This is a genomic window from Streptococcus hillyeri (assembly GCF_041081565.1).
GTDB classification, from domain to species: domain Bacteria; phylum Bacillota; class Bacilli; order Lactobacillales; family Streptococcaceae; genus Streptococcus; species Streptococcus hillyeri.
Window position 1 is genome coordinate 819,306 of record NZ_CP163513.1, and the last position, 18,561, is coordinate 837,866.

Below are 18,561 nucleotides of genomic sequence, written 5' to 3' on the forward strand. Positions count from 1 at the left end.
ACCTAGACTAAATCGAACCGAAAGCGCCAACAATTCTTATATTTCGTTGACATTTGAAGGAAATAGGACTAAAATGGCTAGGTAAAAAAATTTTTAAGGAGAAATTCTAATGAATCTTGGTATTTTGGCGCTCGGTTTAGCTGCTCTTGGGGGATCAGTCGGTATTGGTCTCTTGGTAAGTAGTGTGTTACAATCTTCTGCTCGCCAACCTGAGATGTTCGGAAAATTCCAAACAACAATGTTCCTCGGAATTGCCTTTATTGAAGGGATGTTCTTTATCACACTCGCTATGGCATTTGCTATGCGGTAGAGCAAAAGATGGTTTATAATAGATAAGGAGAACTGACAATGGATCATTCAACTCCAAGTGTCCACCTAGGCCCAATTGTCATTGACCTCACCATTTTAAGTATGTCTCTTTTAACGGTACTTTTAGCCTTTGGCTTTATTTTCTGGGCGAGTCGCAAGATGACCCTAAAACCTGTTGGTAAGCAGAATGTTTTGGAATATGCCTATGAATTTGTTTATGGTGTGGCTAAGGGAAACCTAGGAGAAACTTACGCTAGAAAATACTTGCTTTTTTTATTTAGCCTTTTTATGTTTCTCCTCATAGGAAATAATATTGGTCTAGTAACCAAGTTGGAATCTGGTTCGGGAGAAAATCTCTGGATGTCTCCGACAGCCAACATGATGTTCGACTTTGGTTTGTCTTTAATTGTTACAGTGGTTTGCCATGTAGAAGGAGTTCGCCAGCGTGGTTTTAAAGCCTATCTTAAGGGATTTGTGACTCCGGCATATATGACCCCAATGAATATCATTGAAGAGTTTGCCAATTTCTTATCTTTGGCCCTTCGTCTTTATGGTAATATCTTTGCAGGGGAAGTGTTGATTGGACTTTTGGTTCAGTTAAGTCAGGCACATGTTCTATGGCAGCCAATTTCATTTCTGCTCACAGTGTTGTGGATTGCCTTTTCAGTATTTGTCTCTTGTTTGCAGGCGTATGTGTTTACAATGCTGACGTCGCTTTATCTTGGCAATAAGGTCAATGGACACGGACACTAATAAAAGCATAAGGAGTTTTTCATGTTAATAATGCATGGTGTTTCATTCGGAACACTTTTAGGTAATTTTATCATTGTGACAGGTTCGTTTTTGACCTTGCTGGTTTTGATTCGCATTTTTGCTTGGTCGAAAATTACAGGTATTTTTGAGGAGCGTGCGAAGCAGATTTCTGATGATCTTGCAAAGGCAGAAGACGCGCGACTAAAGGCTGAGGATTTTGTTTCTGAACAAGAGCAGGTGCTAAAAGATAGTCGTTTAGAGGCTAGTCAGATTATTGGTCAGGCAAATGCACGTGCAGCACATGATAAGGAAGCGATTTTAGTACAGGCTAAGGAAGAAGCGCAAGCGATCAAGGATAAGGCGCGTGAAGATGCGGAAGCAATCAAAGTAGAAGCTGTTGAATCTGCTAAAGAAGAAATTGCAGCTTTGGCCATTGATTTGGCAGAGCGCATTCTTGTTAATAAATTAGATGCTTCAGAGAAAACGACTTTGGTTGATCGCTATTTGGACCGTTTAGGAGAAGACTAATGGACTTAAAAAAAGATGCTCTGGTTCATAAATATGCCCAGGAGTTGGTTCAGGATGCGAAATTCCGTGACCAATTGACTGTTCTTTATGAGAATACTTCTGGCCTTATTGATATCTTTGTTGAGACAAAGCTGGATGCTGTTCTAGGTTCAGATAAGTTTGATTCTTCTGAAAAAGCGGGGCTTCTTCGTCGTTTGAATCGTCCAGAGTCCCCTCTTCTGAATACATTTTTGGACACTGCTATTGCAGAAAAAGAATTTGGGATGATTTTACCAGTTTTACAAGAAGTCCTTGTTAAGATTGGTGAGGAAACTCAGATTTTTGATATGGAAGTGGTTGTTGCTCAGCCATTGACCCAAGCCCAAAAAGAGCGCATCCGTAAAATTGTGGAAACAAAATTTTTGATTAAGACCCATCATCTGATTGAAACCGTAGATGACAGTTTAATTGGTGGTTTTATCATTAAGGTCAATAATCAAATTATTGATGCCAGTGTGCGAACACAAATTCAAGATATTAAACAAAAATTGTAAAAAGAGGATGTTAGACAAAGAGTCTATCTTAGTTTCCAGCGAGATGTTATGACTATCATGATTGTGTAGGTAACTGTTATCTCAACATACATCCTAAAGCTCTCCTCAGGAGAGTTTTAATTCGTAGAAATAGCATTTCAATGATTCTCTAAACCATAGAATAAAACGATTTTTAGATAGAAAGTGGTGTAAGCTTGGCTATAAATGCGCAAGAAATCAGTGCCCTTATTAAGGCACAAATTGATAACTTTCAGCCAAATTTTGAAATTACCGAAACTGGTATTGTGACCTATGTTGGTGACGGGATTGCTCGTGCTAGTGGTCTCAATGCTGCGATGAGTGGAGAACTTTTAGAGTTTTCTAATGGTTCTTACGGTATGGCACAAAATTTAGAAACTTCTGATGTCGGAATTATCATCCTTGGAGATTTTTCTGATATTCGTGAAGGTGATATTGTTAAACGTACTGGAAAAATTATGGAAGTCCCAGTCGGAGAAGCTTTAATCGGACGCGTGGTTAATCCCTTGGGGCAACCAGTAGATGGCCTTGGAGAAATTGCAACGACTGGTTTTAGACCTGTCGAGACACCTGCTCCAGGTGTTATGCAACGTAAGTCTGTTTCTGAGCCGATGCAAACAGGCCTTAAAGCGATTGATGCCTTAGTGCCAATTGGTCGTGGTCAACGTGAGTTGATTATCGGTGACCGTCAGACTGGTAAAACCTCAATCGCTATTGATGCGATCCTTAATCAAAAGGGAAATGATGTTATCTGTATCTACGTTGCGATTGGTCAAAAAGAATCAACTGTTCGTACGCAGGTGGAAACCTTGCGCAAGTACGGGGCGCTTGATTATACAATCGTTGTGACGGCGTCTGCTTCTCAACCATCACCATTACTTTATATCGCTCCGTATGCTGGTGTGGCAATGGCTGAAGAATTTATGTATAACGGTAAGCACGTTTTGATTGTTTATGATGACTTGTCAAAACAGGCTGTCGCTTATCGTGAACTTTCTCTTCTTCTTCGCCGTCCTCCAGGTCGTGAAGCTTATCCAGGAGATGTGTTCTACCTTCATTCACGTCTTCTTGAGCGTTCTGCTAAGGTTTCAGATGAGTTGGGCGGTGGTTCAATCACAGCTCTGCCATTTATCGAAACACAAGCAGGAGATATCTCAGCCTATATTGCGACCAATGTGATTTCGATTACTGATGGACAAATCTTCTTACAGGAGAATTTGTTTAACTCAGGTATTCGTCCAGCGATTGATGCGGGTTCATCAGTATCTCGTGTTGGTGGTTCAGCGCAGATTAAGGCAATGAAAAAGGTTGCTGGTACACTGCGTTTAGACTTGGCTTCTTATCGTGAGCTTGAAGCCTTTACGCAATTCGGTTCAGATCTTGATGCAGCAACTCAGGCAAAACTGAATCGTGGTCGCCGTACGGTAGAAGTGTTGAAACAACCAATCCACAAGCCGTTGCCAGTTGAAAAGCAGGTTGTCATTTTATATGCCTTGACGCACGGTTTCCTTGATGACATCCCAGTCAATGATATTTTAAAATTTGAAGAAGAATTATATCACTATTTTGATATGCACTATAGCTATATCTTTGATACGATTCGTACGACAAAAGATTTGCCTGAAGATGGTGTTCTTGATACGGCTATTCAAGATTTCAAAGATCAGTCGTTTTTTAACGCTTAAGGAGGACTGACAGATGGCAGGATCTCTTAGTGAAATTAAGGCAAAAATTCTTTCAACAGAAAAAACAAGTAAGATAACTAGTGCTATGCGGATGGTGTCATCAGCTAAGTTGGTAAAGGCAGAGCAAGCTGCTAAAGATTATCAAGTTTATGCTGCGAAAATTCGTCAAATCACCACTGATTTTCTAAAGACAGAATTGACCTCAGGCTCAGACAATCCAATGCTTGCTTCACGTCCTATTAAAAAGACGGGATATATTGTGATAACTTCTGATAAGGGACTTGTTGGTGGCTACAATGCTAAGCTGCTCAAGGCTGTTTTAGAATTGATTGCAGACTATCACGAGCCTAATGCTGATGACTATTCCATCATTTCAATTGGGTCCATCGGTTCTGACTTTTTCAAAACAAGAGGACTACCTGTTTGTTTTGAAATGCGTGGTCTTGAAGACCAACCGTCATTTGATCAGGTGAGTCGTATCATTTCTCAATCCGTTGAAATGTATAAAGAGGAATTTTTCGATGAGCTCTATGTTTGTTACAATCACCATGTCAACAGTTTGACTAGTCAGGTTCGTGTACAGAAAATGTTGCCTCTTTCAGACCTTGTCGCTGAAGAAGCGACAGATGAAGGTGTGACAGGTTTTGATTTGGAGCCTAGCCGTGAAGCGATTTTAGAGCAATTATTGCCTCAATATACAGAGAGTTTGATTTATGGTGCGATTGTTGATGCGAAAACAGCAGAGCATGCTGCGGGGATGACTGCTATGCAAACGGCAACAGACAACGCTGAGAAAGTGATTAGTGACTTGACGATTCAATATAATAGAGCTCGCCAAACAGCTATTACACAAGAAATTACGGAGATTGTTGCGGGTGCGAATGCCCTGGAATGATTTTCTAATCGTGTGAAAGATAATAAAAACAGTTGTCCCAGTGGCAAAGTTTTTACAAAATTAACAGAAAGGATAGTTCAGCTAGAGTGCCAAGTGATGGTACAATAGACTGAACAACCCTCAAATAGTATTTCAGGAAAACAGGTGTATGGCTTAAAACATGTGCCAGTAACTTTATCTCTGAATACTATTTTGATGGGATTTGTATCTTAATTATGAGTTCAGGAAAAATTGCTCAGGTTGTTGGACCTGTTGTAGACGTGAAGTTTGCAGCTGGTGACAAGTTACCAGAGATAAATAATGCCCTTGTTGTTTACAAAAATGGGGATAAAAAGCAGAAGATTGTTCTTGAAGTGGCCCTTGAATTGGGAGATGGTCTGGTTCGTACCATTGCGATGGAATCTACGGATGGTTTGACCAGAGGACTTGAAGTTTTGGATACAGGTCGTCCCATTTCTGTGCCAGTTGGTAAAGAAACGCTAGGTCGTGTTTTCAACGTTCTTGGAGATACCATTGACCTTGAAGAGCCTTTTAGCGAAGATGCGGAGCGTGAACCCATTCATAAAAAAGCGCCAGCTTTTGACGAACTGTCAACCTCATCTGAGATTTTAGAGACTGGTATTAAAGTCATTGACCTTCTTGCGCCCTATTTAAAAGGTGGTAAGGTTGGTCTCTTTGGGGGAGCAGGTGTTGGTAAAACCGTTCTGATTCAAGAATTGATTCACAACATTGCTCAAGAGCATGGTGGGATTTCAGTATTTACTGGTGTCGGTGAACGTACTCGTGAAGGAAATGACCTTTACTGGGAAATGAAGGAATCTGGTGTTATTGAAAAGACAGCCATGGTCTTTGGTCAGATGAATGAGCCACCTGGGGCACGTATGCGTGTCGCTCTGACTGGTTTAACGATTGCGGAGTATTTCCGTGATGTGGAAGGCCAAGACGTGTTGCTCTTTATTGATAATATCTTCCGTTTCACTCAGGCGGGTTCAGAAGTGTCAGCGCTTCTTGGTCGTATGCCGTCTGCCGTTGGTTACCAACCAACATTGGCAACAGAGATGGGACAATTACAAGAGCGGATCACTTCAACGAAAAAAGGTTCCGTTACCTCAATTCAGGCAATTTATGTTCCTGCCGATGACTACACTGACCCAGCACCAGCTACAGCCTTTGCGCACTTGGATTCAACGACAAACCTTGAGCGTAAGTTAACACAAATGGGGATTTATCCAGCGGTTGACCCGTTGGCATCTTCATCACGTGCCCTTTCACCAGGAATCGTTGGTGAGGAACACTATCAAGTGGCGACAGAGGTTCAACGTATTTTACAACGTTACCGTGAATTACAAGACATCATTGCAATCCTTGGTATGGATGAATTGTCGGATGATGAAAAGGTGCTTGTCAGCCGTGCTCGTCGCATTCAATTCTTCCTGTCACAAAACTTTAATGTGGCGGAGCAATTTACTGGTCAACCAGGTTCTTATGTGCCTGTTGTTGAAACGGTTCGTGGCTTTAAAGAAATTCTTGAAGGAAAACATGACATGTTACCAGAAGATGCTTTCCGTAATGTTGGGCCAATTGGTGATGTGATTGAAAAGGCTAAGAAAATGGGTTATTAAGGAGAACTGTAGATGACGTGTATGACAGTTCAGGTCGTTACACCTGATGGTATCAAATACGACCACCATGCCAACTATATTTCTGTGAGAACTACAGATGGGGAGATGGGGATTTTACCTGGTCACCTTAATATTATCGCTTCTTTGGATGTTCACGAGATGAAAATTCGTCGGATTGACGATGATAATCACGTGGACTGGGTTGCCATAAATGGCGGTATCATAGAGGTCAAAAATGATTTTGTGACGATTGTCGCCAACTCTGCCGAACGTGAGCGAGACATTGACGTCAGTCGTGCTGAGCGGGCAAAAATCCGTGCCGAACGTGAATTGGAAGAGGCACAGTCTACCAAAGACATCGACCAAGTGCGTCGTGCCAAGGTCGCACTACAGCGTGCCCTTAACCGAATCAATGTCGGAACCCACCAATAAAGTAATGAAAAAAGCCATCAGATATCTTGCTGATGGCTTTTTTCGTACGTTAATTTTTAAGGAAGTTTATAAGTGATACTTAACAAAAATCAAAAATTACTTTTGTGCTTTTTTCTAAAAAGTGCGGACGCTCCAAAGGTCTGGGAGACCTTTAGAGGTGGGAAATAGAGTTGACAAAGTCAACATCAAAACCTCCTACGGAGTTTCGTTGCTACTTTTTGAACCTCTCTATCGCAGTAGATGATTGGCTGTACTTGTCGACTACTCGACAGCGCCCAACCTAATCAACCTTGCAGGGGAAATACCACTATAGCGAAAGAAACATTTTTTCTCGCTACGCTCGTCACTATCTCAATAATTGTAGAGGTTCTAAAATTCTAATTTTGATTTTGAATGAGTATGATAAAGGTTACAAACTGTTTTCATTGACTGAGAAGGTGTCTCCGTGTTGGATATCGCCGTAGTGATAACCTCGGTCAAACCAGCGTTTACGTTGCTCAGAGGTTCCGTGGGTAAAACTATCAGGTACTACGCGTCCGCTATGCTTTTTTTGTAAGTGGTCGTCACCAACAGCATGCGCAGCAGTCATGGCTTCATCAATATCTCCGATATCTAATAGCCCTTGACCGTCAACATAGTGAGCCCAGGCTCCAGCATAGTAATCGGCTTGAAGCTCTAAGCGGACGTTGAGCTTATTAGCTTCGGTTTCGGACAAGCCACGACGGGCTTTAGCATATTGGCTCATTGTTCCTAATTGATTTTGAACGTGGTGTCCGACTTCGTGGGCAATCACATAGGCCATGGCAAAATCTCCGGGTGCACCGTATTTGGTTTTTAATTCTTCGTAAAAACTTAGGTCAAGGTAAACCTTGTTGTCAGCAGAACAATAAAATGGTCCAGATGGAGCAGAACCCGCGCCACAACCTGTTTGAATATAATCTGTGTATAGAGCTAATTTTGGAGATTCATAGGTAAGTCCATTACGTTCAAATTCTTGTTTCCAATAATCTTCGGTAAATGCAAGAACTTTTGAAATAAATTCGCCATCTTCATCAGAAACTTCGGCAGAACCAGTTTTTGAGACTTGAGTTGACTGATAGTTGCTCGATGTTCCGCCGCCTAAGATATTTCCAAGACCTGATCCGCCACCGAGAAAGAGGAGGAGAAGGATAAGGACAATTTTGGTTTTCCATCCTGTGCGTGAGAAAAGGAGTTGGAGAAGTAGACCGCTACCAGCACCTCCCATATTTAAGCCCCCGCCAGAGGATGGTTGACCACGATAGTCTTCGATATTTTTACTTTTTCTTAAATCATCAATTTTCATAGTGTCGTGTGTGAGCCTATAAGGGGTAATGGCAACTTGTTTTCGATTGTTTGATAGCTACTGCCTTTCTTATAGGGCATGTTTTGTTTACGGGAAACGAAAACATTCCTTTCTTCATATTAATCCTCTTTATTATACTTGAATTTTAGGATTTCGCCTAGTAAAGTGCAACGTTTGACAACAGAAAAGCCAGTTAGTTTTTGTTATAATAGAAAGATAGAATGGGGGATCAGATGAAACTCTTATATACAGATATTAAACAGGATTTGACGGTTGTTTTAGCTAAAGAAGCAGAGCAATACGCCAAGCGTGGTAAGCGTGTGTTTTATATTGCGCCAAACTCACTGTCTTTTGAGAAGGAGAAAAAGGTTTTAGTCAATTTACCACAAGGGGCTTCTTTTCGGATTACGGTGACGCGTTTTGGGCAGATGGCCCGTTATTTTTTACTGAATCATGCTGGAGCCAAAGAGAGCATTGATGAGAATGGCTTGGCAATGATTTTTTACCGTGCCTTGTCTGGACTTTCAGAGTCAGAGTTACGGGTTTATGGCAAATTAAAGCAGGACACGTCTTTTATTGAACAGTTAGTTGACCTTTACCAAGAATTGAAATCAGCCAACATGTCCTTACTTGATTTGGAAGGTCTGGATAATGAAGCGAAGCGGTCGGATTTACTAACGATTTTTGCGGCTGTTGAGGACCTTTTGCGTCAGCATGACTTTGATAATCAAAGCAAGCTCAGCCATTTTGCCCAAGAAATCAGAAGTGGTGGTCTTGATAAAGCTTTGGCGGAGACGGTTGTGGTGATTGACGGTTTCTCACGTTTTTCAGCTGAAGAAGAGATGGTGGTAAACCTTTTGCATGAAAAGGGTGTGGAGGTTATCATTGGGGCTTACATGAGCAAGGAAGCCTATTCATCTAATCTCACCGTTGGAAATAGCTACCAAGCTTCTATTGATTTTATCCGTTCCTTAGCAAAAGCTTACACGACAAAGCCAATCTATCTCCCTAGTGAAGATTTGGAAGAGACTCCTTTTTCTCGTCTGAGTCGTCTGGTGGAGCACCAGCATGATTTTACCGAGACGGACGAGGTCTTTTTGGAAGAGGACAAGGCGGCTATTACCATCTGGGAAGTCGTTAATCAGCGTGAAGAAATCACTCAGGTGGCTAAACGGATTCGCTACCTTTTGGCGCAAGGGGGTCGCTATAAGGACATTTGGGTTTTACTTGGCGATGTGGAATCCTATCAGTTACAAGTTGGTAAGATTTTTGAAAAGTTTGATATTCCTTTTTACATTGGTAAGGCTGAGAGCATGTCTACCCACCCTCTTGTCAATGTGATGGATGCCCTGTGTCGTCTGAAACGTTATCATTATCGCTCAGAAGATTTGCTTAATCTTTTAAAATCAGGTCTTATTGGAAATTTTTCACAAAAAAGGATTGACCGTTTTGAACAGTACGTGCGCTATGCAGATGTTAAAGGCTATAGCCGATTTAACCGAGAGTTTACCGCTAATATTGTGCTGCGAACGCAATTAAATGAAGATGGCACTCAAACAGAGGTTTACCGCTACGATTTGACTGCTATCAATCAGATGCGCCGGCAAATTATGGCCTCCTTGACGAGTCTCTTGTCAGCTAAGAAGCAAAAAGGGAAGAATCTTTTGACTAAGCTCAGCACCTTTTTTGAAGACAGTCATTTGATGGCAAATTTATCTGCAATGACAGAAGAGGCAGGTGTTAAAGAACGGGATCAACATGAGCAGGTCTGGGCAACATTTTCGAGACTACTGGAGCAATTTTATCAGATTTTCGGTGACGAAACCTTGTCGGTTGAGGAATGTCTTTCTTTAATCACTACAGGAATGTTATCTGCCCAGTACCGAACAGTTCCAGCGACTGTGGATGTGGTGATGGTAAAATCCTATGATTTGATTGAACCGCACTCAGCTCCTTATGTGTTTGCCTTAGGACTGTCTCAGGCTAATTTTCCTAAAATTGCGGTTAATAAATCCCTGTTATCGGATGAGGAGCGCAGCCATTTGAATGAGGTGACGGGAGACGCCGCTAAATTTGACATTGCTTCACGTGAAAACCTCAAGAAAAATCATTTTACAGCCTTGTCGCTTTACAATTCAGCAACAAAAGAATTGGTTTTATCCAGTCCTCAGCTGTCAGGAGACAGCACTAATGAGTTGTCGTCTTACTTAAAGGAGTTGAAAGAACTTGGTGTTCCAAGTGAGGAGCGTGGTCTGCATTTCGAAGCAAAAGGTGAGGAAATTGGGCATTACAAGGATGTGCTTGCGACTGCATTAGCGATTAATCGTGGCGAGTTAGACCGTGAATTAACCAAGGAAGAGCAAACCTTTTGGTCAGTTGCCGTTCGTTATTTACGTCAAAAACTGACCGAAAAGGCAGTATTGGTTCCTAGTATTTTAGATGAGGTCAAGACCAAACGGGTATCACCTGAGGTGATGGAAGTCCGTTTTCCTTTAGAAGACCCGATTCGATTATCCATTTCAGGATTGTCTACCTACTACAACAACCAGTATCTTTACTTTATCCGCTATATTTTGGGGCTAGAGGAAAAACTGTCCATTCATCCGGATGCTAGTATTCACGGTCAGTATTTGCATAGGGTCTTGGAGCGCCTACTCAGCGAAGCGTCAGCTTCTGAGGATTTTGATGGGGCTTTGGAAAAAGCTATCGCAGATACCAATCGTGAGACCAGCTTTGCCTTTGTCTATAGTCCAGAGGACCAAGAAAGTCAACTAGCTAGAAGCATCTTAGAAGATGTCGCTAGAAGTACAGCCAGCCTTTTCAAGAATGAGCGTCAGCTGGAAATCTTGTCTCAAGAAGACCGCTTTAATTTTGACATTGGACATGAGATTACCGTCAATGGGATTATTGACCGAGTGGATAGACTTTCTGACGGTAGTCTTGGGGTTGTGGATTATAAGTCTAGCGAGACCAAGTTTGACCTTGAACGGTTTTATAATGGGCTGAATAGTCAGCTGGTGACTTATTTACAGGCTTTGAAAGAGCGTTACGGTATTGACACGGAACAACTTTTTGGTGCCATGTACTTGCACATGAAGACGCCTTCTGCCAAGTTATCAGATATGAAATCAGCGGATGATATTCTCTCTCAAAATATGACTAGTCTCATTTATCAAGGTTTGTTTGCAGAGGGAGAAAAAGAGCATTTGGTAGGCGGACCTTATAAAACAACAAATCAGCTCTATGACAAGGCAGAGCTTGATACCTTATTAACCTATAATCAAAAATTGTTCCAAGAAGCGGTGAAAGGGATTCGTTCGGGTAGCTTTGCTATTAATCCTTATACGACAGATTTGAAATCAGTACAGGGAGAACAGTTGAAAAACATAACGCATTTTGAAGCAGATCGCCATATGTTAACTCATGCGAGACGATTAGAAAAATTACCTCGCAAAGGAAGAACGATTGACAAGGCTCAAGCTTTATCACTAATGACAATGGAGGAGGACACAGATGAACTTTAAAGAATGGATTTGGACAAGAGAGCCCAAAACGTATCGTATTTCAGACAATGACATTACTGTAACTACCCAGCCTCATACCGATTTGTGGCAACGGACTTATTATCATTTTCGTAATGATAACGCTCCAGTTTTTCAGATGGAGACGGATGAGCAGTTTTTTAGCTTTGTCGTTAAGACAGATTTTTCAGGTGCTCACCATCGCTTTGACCAGTGTGGTGTTGTTATGTATTTGGACAGTGATAACTGGTTAAAGGCTTCTGTTGAGTATGAAAATGATGAGTTTCAGCATCTCGGTAGTGTTGTGACCAATGGAGGCTATTCAGACTGGGCAACCACAGAAATTGATACCTCTCAACGAGTGATGTGGTACCGTTTTAGCCGTCGTGGTGATGATTTTTGCATTGAAAATTCATTGGATGGTGTGACCTTTCATCAGATGAGAATCTGTCACATGGCAAAGGCACAGGGAACGATTCAATTTGGGATTTATGCCTGCTCACCAGAGGAATCATCCTTTGAGGCGGTTTTCTCTGACTTTGCCTTGTTAGATTGTCAATGGCAGGCACATGATGGGCAAGCACCTGATGCGGGAGAGGATGATGAGAATTAAACCCTTTTTAACATCTGAGGAAATTGCTGCGCGTGTAGCAGAGGAGATAAGTTCAGATAATCCACGTAAATTAACACCAGAACAAATTGAGGCCATTTATAGCAATGGGACTAATATTTTGGTTTCTGCCTCAGCGGGTTCAGGAAAGACCTTTGTCATGGTGCGACGCATTTTGGATATGATTAACCGTGGTGTGTCTGTTGATAGGCTCTTTATCTCGACCTTTACTGTTAAGGCAGCAGGCGAGCTCAAGGAGCGCTTGCAGACAGGCTTGATGGAGCTTTTACAAGAAACGACTGACGAAGAGACCAAGGTGTATTTGTCAGAGCAGTTAGCCCTTTTACCGACTGCTGACATTGGGACAATGGATGCCTTCACGCAAAAATTAGTCAGCCAGTATGGCTATCTCCTAGGGCTATCTCCTGTCTTTCGCATTATGGCTGACGCGTCTGAGCAGGCTCTGCTTCGTAACGATGTCTATGCAGACCTTTTCTCAGATTACATGACTGGCAAAGATGCTAATACCTTTAAGCAGTTGGTGAAAAATTTTTCTGGGACCAGCAAGAGTAGTAACAAATTTCGTGATTTGGTCTATCAGATTTATTATTTTAGTCAGGCGACAGCAAGTCCTAAACATTGGTTAGCTGATCAGTTTTTAGCCTCTAATCGTGTGCCAATAGCAGAGCAGGTTGAAACTTATTTGGCTGATTATATATCACCAACGGTTTTAGATAAGGTTATCTCTGAAGCGCTAGCTTTTTTCCAAAACCACTACGAAACGGTGACCAAGGAATTTCAAAAATCCTATAAGTACCTAACGGCTGTGGAGGAATTACTGGACCTGTTAAATGGGCTTGATATTTTGGGTCCACAGGAGTATTTATCAGACCAGCTAGAGAAAATCACTGCCCTATCCAGCCAGTTAACCATGCGGGTGGGGAATGTCAAGGATGAGGAACTCAAGCTCTTTGCCAAAGAATACAATCAAAATCGTCCAGCGTATCTTGCTCCGTTTTTAAATGCTAAGCAGGCCTTGATGGAAGCGACATTTCTAACCAAATACCAGCCAGAAACGATGCCGTTATTGGAACTCTTAAGAAACTTTGTGGTTGATTTTTCTGATCAATATTTGCAGGCAAAAATTCAGGAAAATGCCTTTGAATTTCATGATATTGCCCATTTTGCGATTGAGATTTTAGAAGAGTTTCCAGAGGTGGCTAGGTCTTATCAAGACCATTTCCACGAGGTCATGGTGGATGAGTATCAGGATAACAGTCACATCCAGGAACGTATGCTGGAACTTCTATCTAATGGTCACAATCGCTTTATGGTGGGAGACATTAAGCAGTCCATTTACCGTTTTCGTCAGGCAGACCCTCAGATTTTCAATCAAAAATTTAAGTTATTTCAGGAAAATGCAGACGCAGGAAAATTGATTTTGCTCAAGGAAAATTTCCGTTCCAGTTCAGAAGTTTTAGATGCCACAAATGATCTTTTTAGCCACATCATGGATGAAGAAGTGGGAGACATTCGTTACGATGACTTGCATTTATTAGTCGCAGGTTCTGAACAGCAAAAAGAAAAGCATCCTAACAACAAGACGCAACTGCTCATTTATAACACCGATAGTTGTGAGACCTCTGAGGAAGAAAATTCCGATGAGTCAACGATTTCTCAGGATGAAGTCGCCATTGTTATCAAAGAAATTATCCGTCTTCACAATGAACAAAAGGTCCCTTTTAAGGATATGACGCTTCTGGTAAGGTCCCGTACACGAAACGATTTGTTGTTGGCGACTTTTGAAGAACACGGTATTCCTCTGGTTGCTGACGGTGGTCAAAGTAACTATCTCCAGTCGCTTGAAGTCATGATTATGTTGGATACCTTGCGGGCGATAAATAACCCTTTAGATGACTACGCTCTAGTATCACTTTTACGCTCGCCCATGTTCCAATTTGATGAGGACGACCTCGCTAGGATAGCCATTCAAGCTAAGCACGGTGACTTTTATGACAAACTAGAGCTTGCTCAGGAGAGACGCGGTGCCCATGCAGACTTGGTGACAGATGACCTCAAGAAAAAGCTGGATATCTTTATGGAGACCTTCCTTTCTTGGCGGTCTTTGGCAAAAAGGCTGGCGCTTTATGACCTGATTTGGACCATCTATAATGACCGTTTTTACTATGATTATGTTGGAGCCCTACCACGTGCAGAGCAGAGACAGGCAAACTTGTATGCCCTAGCCCTTCGTGCCCATGCCTATGAAAAATCAGGTTTCAAAGGTTTGTCTCGCTTTATTACCATGATTGACCGTATCTTGGAAAATGACCATGACTTGGCAAATGTAGAAGTTGCCCCACCTAAAAATGCTGTCCAGCTCATGACCATTCACAAATCGAAAGGGCTGGAATTCAAGTATGTCTTTATCTTGGGAGCAGATAAACCGTTTTTCAATGCCCAAACCAGTGACCAATATCAGGACATTATCCTCAGTCGTGAGAAGGGGATTGGCATCAAATATCAGGCAGATGTAAAATCTGAATTTCCAGATGCTGTATTACCAAAAGTCCAAGTCAAGCTAGAGACGATTCCTTTCCAAGCGAACAAGAAAGAGGCAAAAATTGCCGCCCTGTCTGAACTGATGAGGCTCCTCTATGTTGGTATGACACGTGCTGAGAAACGTCTTTATCTTGTCGGTAAAGGCAGTCAAGAAAAATTGACTAACAAATATGATGGCGAATCCCAAAATGGCTTTATTCCAGCTTCACTCCGAGAAGAAATGTTGACCTTCCAAGATTGGTTTTTAGCGGTAGAAGCAGCCTTTGGAAAACAAGATTTGGCTTTTGATGTGGTTTATAGTGATCAAGCAGAGCTTACTGGTGATAAGATTGGACGATTAGAGATGACCGAGGAAATTAATCCTGATGACCTGTCTCAAAATCGTCAGTCAGAAGACATCAAACAAGCCTTAACGGTACTTGAATCAGTAGATGAGCTTAATCAACAATACCGCTCTGCTATTGGCCTACCAACTCTAAGAACGCCTAGTCAAATCAAGCAATTCTACGAGCCTGTGATGGATACGGATGGTGTGGAAGTGATGGAAGAAGCCAGTGCTGAACGTAAACAAGAAAGGTTAACTTTTGCTCTACCTGACTTTGGAAATAAGGCTTCACACAGTGCTGCTGCAGTTGGTTCAGCTACCCATGAACTCATGCAACGCCTAGATGTGACTCAACCAATCACCGAAAAAGCTATCAAGCAAGCTCTTCAAGAAGTGCAAGCGGATAAAGAGGTGAAAGCGAAGGTTAAGGTTGATAAGATTTTAGCCTTCTTTGAAACGGATTTAGGGCAGGAAATCTTGAGGAATACTGAGAACCTGTATCGTGAAGCGCCTTTTGCTATGCTGACTAAGGATAAGAGTAGCGGTGAAGCATTCGTTGTCCGTGGGATTGTTGATGGTTATCTTCTCTATGAGGATCATATTGTCCTCTTTGATTATAAGACAGATAAATTCACAGACAGCCAAGTCATTGTCCAACGCTATCAAAATCAAATGGCCCTTTATGCCCAAGCTCTCAGCCAATCTTATGGGATTGCTAAGGTTGACAAATACCTAGTGTTATTGGGTGGTGAGACTTTTGAAGTCGTGAAGGTAGACTAATCAAAAAATCGAGCTGTATAGCTCGATTTTTTAATGTAAGACAAAGTGTTCGATATGGATATCGTGGTCAGGATAGTTGTTGTGGAGGTGGTCAGCAATTTCTTCGTAGAGGGCTTTGACTTCCGCAATTTTTTCTGGTTGGTCTGAACCGATATAGTGGAATTGACACTCGATAGTCAAGAAGAGCTGATGGAAGAGGTCGTTCATTCTTTCTAACTGATCAAGGAGTTCCTGGTCGTTTTGGATAAAATCAGGGATTGCCTTGCGTTCGTCAGCATAGGCATCCTTTGGGGTTAATGGGTAGGTACCGTATTCTAGGCATAGTTCATAAGTCATGGGAATATCTCCTTGGAATTTCTTACTTCCACTATACCACAGGCGGTGGGGAATGTGAAACTATCTGCTCTGCTTTTTCCAAAACCAAAAGAAGCATTGAAAGAATATGACATCTGGTAGGTGACTATCCTCTTTGAAAAGAATGCGCTTTATTTTTGTGAAAAAAACCACAAGCAAAACCCTTTGGAAGAGAGTGAAAGCACGGTATAATAGAAACCTATTATGAACTCGTATGAGAAAAGGAGACTAACATGTCAAACGACATTCGTGTATTACTTTACTATAAATATGTTCCAATTGAAAATGCTAAGGAATATGCTGCTGAGCACCTTGCTTTCTGTAAATCTATCGGACTTAAAGGTCGTATCTTAATTGCAGATGAGGGAATCAATGGTACCGTATCTGGTGACTACGAAACCACTCAGAAGTACATGGACTGGGTGCACTCTGATGAGCGTTTTGCGGATCTCTGGTTTAAAATTGACGAAGAGCCACAAGACGCCTTCAAGAAAATGTTTGTACGTTATAAAAAAGAAATCGTTCACCTTGGTTTAGAGGACAACGATTTTGATAGTGACATCAATCCGCTTGAAACAACTGGTGAATACCTTAACCCGCAACAATTCAAGGAAGCTCTGCTTGATGAAAACACAGTGGTTCTTGACACACGTAATGACTACGAATATGATCTTGGTCACTTCCGTGGCGCAATTCGTCCAGATATCCGTAACTTCCGTGAGTTACCACAATGGGTCCGTGATAACAAAGAAAAATTCATGGAAAAACGCGTTGTCGTTTACTGTACAGGTGGTGTCCGCTGTGAGAAATTCTCTGGTTGGATGGTTCGTGAAGGATTCAAAGATGTTGGTCAGCTCCACGGTGGTATTGTCACTTATGGTAAAGACCCAGAAGTGATGGGTGAACTTTGGGATGGGGCAATGTACGTCTTTGACGAGCGTATCTCAGTCCCTGTAAATCGTGTGAATCCAACTGTTATCGGTCGTGACCACATTACTGGTGAAGAGTGTGAGCGTTATGTCAACTGTGCAAACCCATACTGTAACAAACAAATCTTCATGTCAGAAGAAACAGAAAGCAAATACGTTCGTGGTTGTTCAGCAGAATGCCGTGCGCATGAACGTAACCGCTACGTGGCTGAAAATGGCTTAACACGCCAAGAGTGGGCAACACGTTTAGAAGCGATTGGTGAAACATTGCCAGGAGTGGTTATGGCATAAAGTAAAAAATTAAAACTGAGATGGACATTCATGAGAGCTGAGCAATCATGAGTGTTTGTCTCTTTTTTGTTTTTATCTCAATAATTTTTAATGCAGAATGTCAAAAATGCTATAATAAGTTTTAACGTAATCAAAGGAGATGGAGACATGAGATTAGAAAAGGCACCTTTGGCAACTTCTGGACTGATTTTAGGATTGTTAGGGTTGGGAAATTTGTTAAAAGAATTTTCTGTTTTGGCAACTGCCGTATGTGCTATTGTGGCGGTGCTGTTATGGTTATACTTGTTTTATTCGATGTTGTCCGATCGTAAAAGTGTTCAAAACCAGTGGCGAAGTTCTCTTGTGCAATCAGTTTTTACGACTTTTTTCATGTCAGGTTTGCTCAGTTTGACTTATTTGAAGCATTTCTTTGGGGGTTATGAACCAATTGCTGAGCTCTTGAAACCGCTGTGGTTTATATGGCTAGTAGCATTAATCGGTCATATGGTACTCTTTTCTAAGAAGTATCTCCTTAACTTATCACTCCAAAACGTTTTTCCCTCATGGACAGTCCTTTATGTTGGTATTGGTGTGGCAGCTTTAACAGCACCACTCAGTCAACAATTTTTCATAGGAAAACTTATTGTAATTTATGGCATTGTGGCAACTATTTTAGTTTTACCGCTCATTTTCTATCGGTTGAAAAAGCATCCGCTGGAAACAGCGATGAAACCAAACACGGCAACAATTTGTGCCCCATTTTCTCTTGTCACAGCAGCTTACGTTAGCAATGTTGAAACTCCTAATAAGCTAGTTTTAGGAATTTTATTGGTAGCAGCACAGCTTTTCTATTTTTATATCTTGCTCCAATTACCCAAACTGCTTAAACGACGGTTCACACCAGCTTTCTCAGCTTTTACCTTTCCATTGGTCATTTCTGCGACAGCTCTAAAAAGTAGTGTCAAGATACTGGTTTTACCTGTGCCAAGTATCTGGCAGATGTTAGTCTTATTTGAAATAATTGTAGCCACATTTATGGTTAGTTACGTTTTGATGGGTTATATTGGATTTTTGACGGGGCAAAAGCTACGCTAGAAGCATAAAAAGCACG

General features: G+C 41.7%; 15 protein-coding genes. 13 read left to right on the top strand and 2 right to left on the bottom strand.

What is annotated here, in order from left to right; all coding sequences use genetic code 11:
* Positions 1-109 precede the first annotated feature (109 nt).
* The 8 genes from atpE to AB6M99_RS03920 all read left to right on the top strand — a co-directional run bounded on the left by atpE (position 110) and on the right by AB6M99_RS03920 (position 6,775).
* Positions 110-310, top strand: a complete 201-nt coding sequence (gene atpE, locus AB6M99_RS03885; protein WP_121834296.1) for an ATP synthase F0 subunit C — start codon at positions 110-112, stop codon at positions 308-310.
* Positions 311-348: 38 nt separating this feature from the next.
* Positions 349-1,062 carry a F0F1 ATP synthase subunit A gene (atpB, locus tag AB6M99_RS03890; protein WP_121834297.1) on the top strand — a complete coding sequence of 238 codons (714 nt, stop codon included), beginning with the start codon at positions 349-351 and terminating at the stop codon, positions 1,060-1,062.
* Positions 1,063-1,083: 21 nt separating this feature from the next.
* Positions 1,084-1,590: a F0F1 ATP synthase subunit B gene (atpF, locus tag AB6M99_RS03895; protein ID WP_183121624.1), complete on the top strand. Its 507-nt coding sequence runs from the start codon at positions 1,084-1,086 to the stop codon at positions 1,588-1,590.
* Positions 1,590-2,123, top strand: a complete 534-nt coding sequence (locus AB6M99_RS03900) for a F0F1 ATP synthase subunit delta (RefSeq protein WP_121834299.1) — start codon at positions 1,590-1,592, stop codon at positions 2,121-2,123. The genes atpF and AB6M99_RS03900 overlap by 1 nt, the downstream gene beginning before the upstream one ends.
* Before the next feature lie 194 nt (positions 2,124-2,317).
* A complete protein-coding gene (gene atpA, locus AB6M99_RS03905) occupies positions 2,318-3,826 on the top strand; it encodes a F0F1 ATP synthase subunit alpha (RefSeq protein WP_121834300.1) in 1,509 nt (502 codons plus the stop codon).
* A 13-nt stretch (positions 3,827-3,839) separates the two neighbouring features.
* Entirely contained in the window at positions 3,840-4,721 is an 882-nt protein-coding gene (locus AB6M99_RS03910; RefSeq protein WP_121834301.1) for a F0F1 ATP synthase subunit gamma, read from the top strand.
* Positions 4,722-4,936: 215 nt separating this feature from the next.
* The gene (atpD, locus tag AB6M99_RS03915) at positions 4,937-6,343 is read left to right on the top strand and encodes a F0F1 ATP synthase subunit beta (RefSeq protein WP_121834302.1); all 1,407 of its coding nucleotides are present in this window, start codon (positions 4,937-4,939) and stop codon (positions 6,341-6,343) included.
* A 12-nt stretch (positions 6,344-6,355) separates the two neighbouring features.
* Complete coding sequence (locus AB6M99_RS03920) at positions 6,356-6,775, top strand: F0F1 ATP synthase subunit epsilon (protein ID WP_121834303.1); 420 nt, start codon at positions 6,356-6,358, stop codon at positions 6,773-6,775.
* A gap of 409 nt (positions 6,776-7,184) precedes the next feature.
* On the opposite strand, the gene AB6M99_RS03925 is transcribed toward AB6M99_RS03920, so the two are convergent.
* Positions 7,185-8,099, bottom strand: a complete 915-nt coding sequence (locus AB6M99_RS03925; RefSeq protein WP_369351259.1) for a neutral zinc metallopeptidase — start codon at positions 8,097-8,099, stop codon at positions 7,185-7,187.
* Positions 8,100-8,332: 233 nt separating this feature from the next.
* On the opposite strand from AB6M99_RS03925, the gene rexB reads away from it, so the two are divergent.
* Genes rexB through addA form a run of 3 tightly spaced genes read left to right on the top strand, consistent with a single transcriptional unit; the run spans position 8,333 to position 15,897 of the window.
* The gene (gene rexB / locus AB6M99_RS03930; RefSeq protein ID WP_369351112.1) at positions 8,333-11,623 is read left to right on the top strand and encodes an ATP-dependent nuclease subunit B; all 3,291 of its coding nucleotides are present in this window, start codon (positions 8,333-8,335) and stop codon (positions 11,621-11,623) included.
* Entirely contained in the window at positions 11,613-12,233 is a 621-nt protein-coding gene (locus AB6M99_RS03935) for a DUF1349 domain-containing protein (RefSeq protein ID WP_121834305.1), read from the top strand. The genes rexB and AB6M99_RS03935 overlap by 11 nt, the downstream gene beginning before the upstream one ends.
* Entirely contained in the window at positions 12,223-15,897 is a 3,675-nt protein-coding gene (gene addA, locus AB6M99_RS03940; protein ID WP_369351196.1) for a helicase-exonuclease AddAB subunit AddA, read from the top strand. Before AB6M99_RS03935 ends, addA begins: the two co-directional genes overlap by 11 nt.
* A 30-nt stretch (positions 15,898-15,927) precedes the next feature.
* Here the strand turns inward: addA and AB6M99_RS03945 are convergent, their stop codons facing one another.
* Entirely contained in the window at positions 15,928-16,233 is a 306-nt protein-coding gene (locus tag AB6M99_RS03945) for a hypothetical protein (RefSeq protein WP_121834307.1), read from the bottom strand.
* A gap of 251 nt (positions 16,234-16,484) precedes the next feature.
* Here AB6M99_RS03945 and AB6M99_RS03950 point away from each other — a divergent pair, with 251 nt between their 5' ends.
* Positions 16,485-17,471 (top strand): rhodanese-related sulfurtransferase, encoded by a 987-nt coding sequence (locus AB6M99_RS03950; protein WP_121834308.1) that lies wholly within the window; start codon positions 16,485-16,487, stop codon positions 17,469-17,471.
* 147 nt (positions 17,472-17,618) lie between these two features.
* Positions 17,619-18,545, top strand: a complete 927-nt coding sequence (locus AB6M99_RS03955) for a TDT family transporter (protein WP_121834309.1) — start codon at positions 17,619-17,621, stop codon at positions 18,543-18,545.
* The last annotated feature ends 16 nt before the right edge of the window (positions 18,546-18,561 follow it).

What these genes read in the sequence shown, in the direction of transcription:
- atpE (WP_121834296.1), top strand. Translation starts at nt 110, where the DNA reads ATGAATCTTGGTATTTTGGCGCTCGGTTTAGCTGCTCTTGGGGGATCA.
- atpB (WP_121834297.1), top strand. Translation starts at nt 349, where the DNA reads ATGGATCATTCAACTCCAAGTGTCCACCTAGGCCCAATTGTCATTGAC.
- atpF (WP_183121624.1), top strand. Translation starts at nt 1,084, where the DNA reads ATGTTAATAATGCATGGTGTTTCATTCGGAACACTTTTAGGTAATTTT.
- AB6M99_RS03900 (WP_121834299.1), top strand. Translation starts at nt 1,590, where the DNA reads ATGGACTTAAAAAAAGATGCTCTGGTTCATAAATATGCCCAGGAGTTG.
- AB6M99_RS03910 (WP_121834301.1), top strand. Translation starts at nt 3,840, where the DNA reads ATGGCAGGATCTCTTAGTGAAATTAAGGCAAAAATTCTTTCAACAGAA.
- atpD (WP_121834302.1), top strand. Translation starts at nt 4,937, where the DNA reads ATGAGTTCAGGAAAAATTGCTCAGGTTGTTGGACCTGTTGTAGACGTG.
- AB6M99_RS03920 (WP_121834303.1), top strand. Translation starts at nt 6,356, where the DNA reads ATGACGTGTATGACAGTTCAGGTCGTTACACCTGATGGTATCAAATAC.
- AB6M99_RS03925 (WP_369351259.1), bottom strand. Translation starts at nt 8,099, where the DNA reads ATGAAAATTGATGATTTAAGAAAAAGTAAAAATATCGAAGACTATCGT.
- rexB (WP_369351112.1), top strand. Translation starts at nt 8,333, where the DNA reads ATGAAACTCTTATATACAGATATTAAACAGGATTTGACGGTTGTTTTA.
- AB6M99_RS03935 (WP_121834305.1), top strand. Translation starts at nt 11,613, where the DNA reads ATGAACTTTAAAGAATGGATTTGGACAAGAGAGCCCAAAACGTATCGT.
- addA (WP_369351196.1), top strand. Translation starts at nt 12,223, where the DNA reads ATGAGAATTAAACCCTTTTTAACATCTGAGGAAATTGCTGCGCGTGTA.
- AB6M99_RS03945 (WP_121834307.1), bottom strand. Translation starts at nt 16,233, where the DNA reads ATGACTTATGAACTATGCCTAGAATACGGTACCTACCCATTAACCCCA.
- AB6M99_RS03950 (WP_121834308.1), top strand. Translation starts at nt 16,485, where the DNA reads ATGTCAAACGACATTCGTGTATTACTTTACTATAAATATGTTCCAATT.
- AB6M99_RS03955 (WP_121834309.1), top strand. Translation starts at nt 17,619, where the DNA reads ATGAGATTAGAAAAGGCACCTTTGGCAACTTCTGGACTGATTTTAGGA.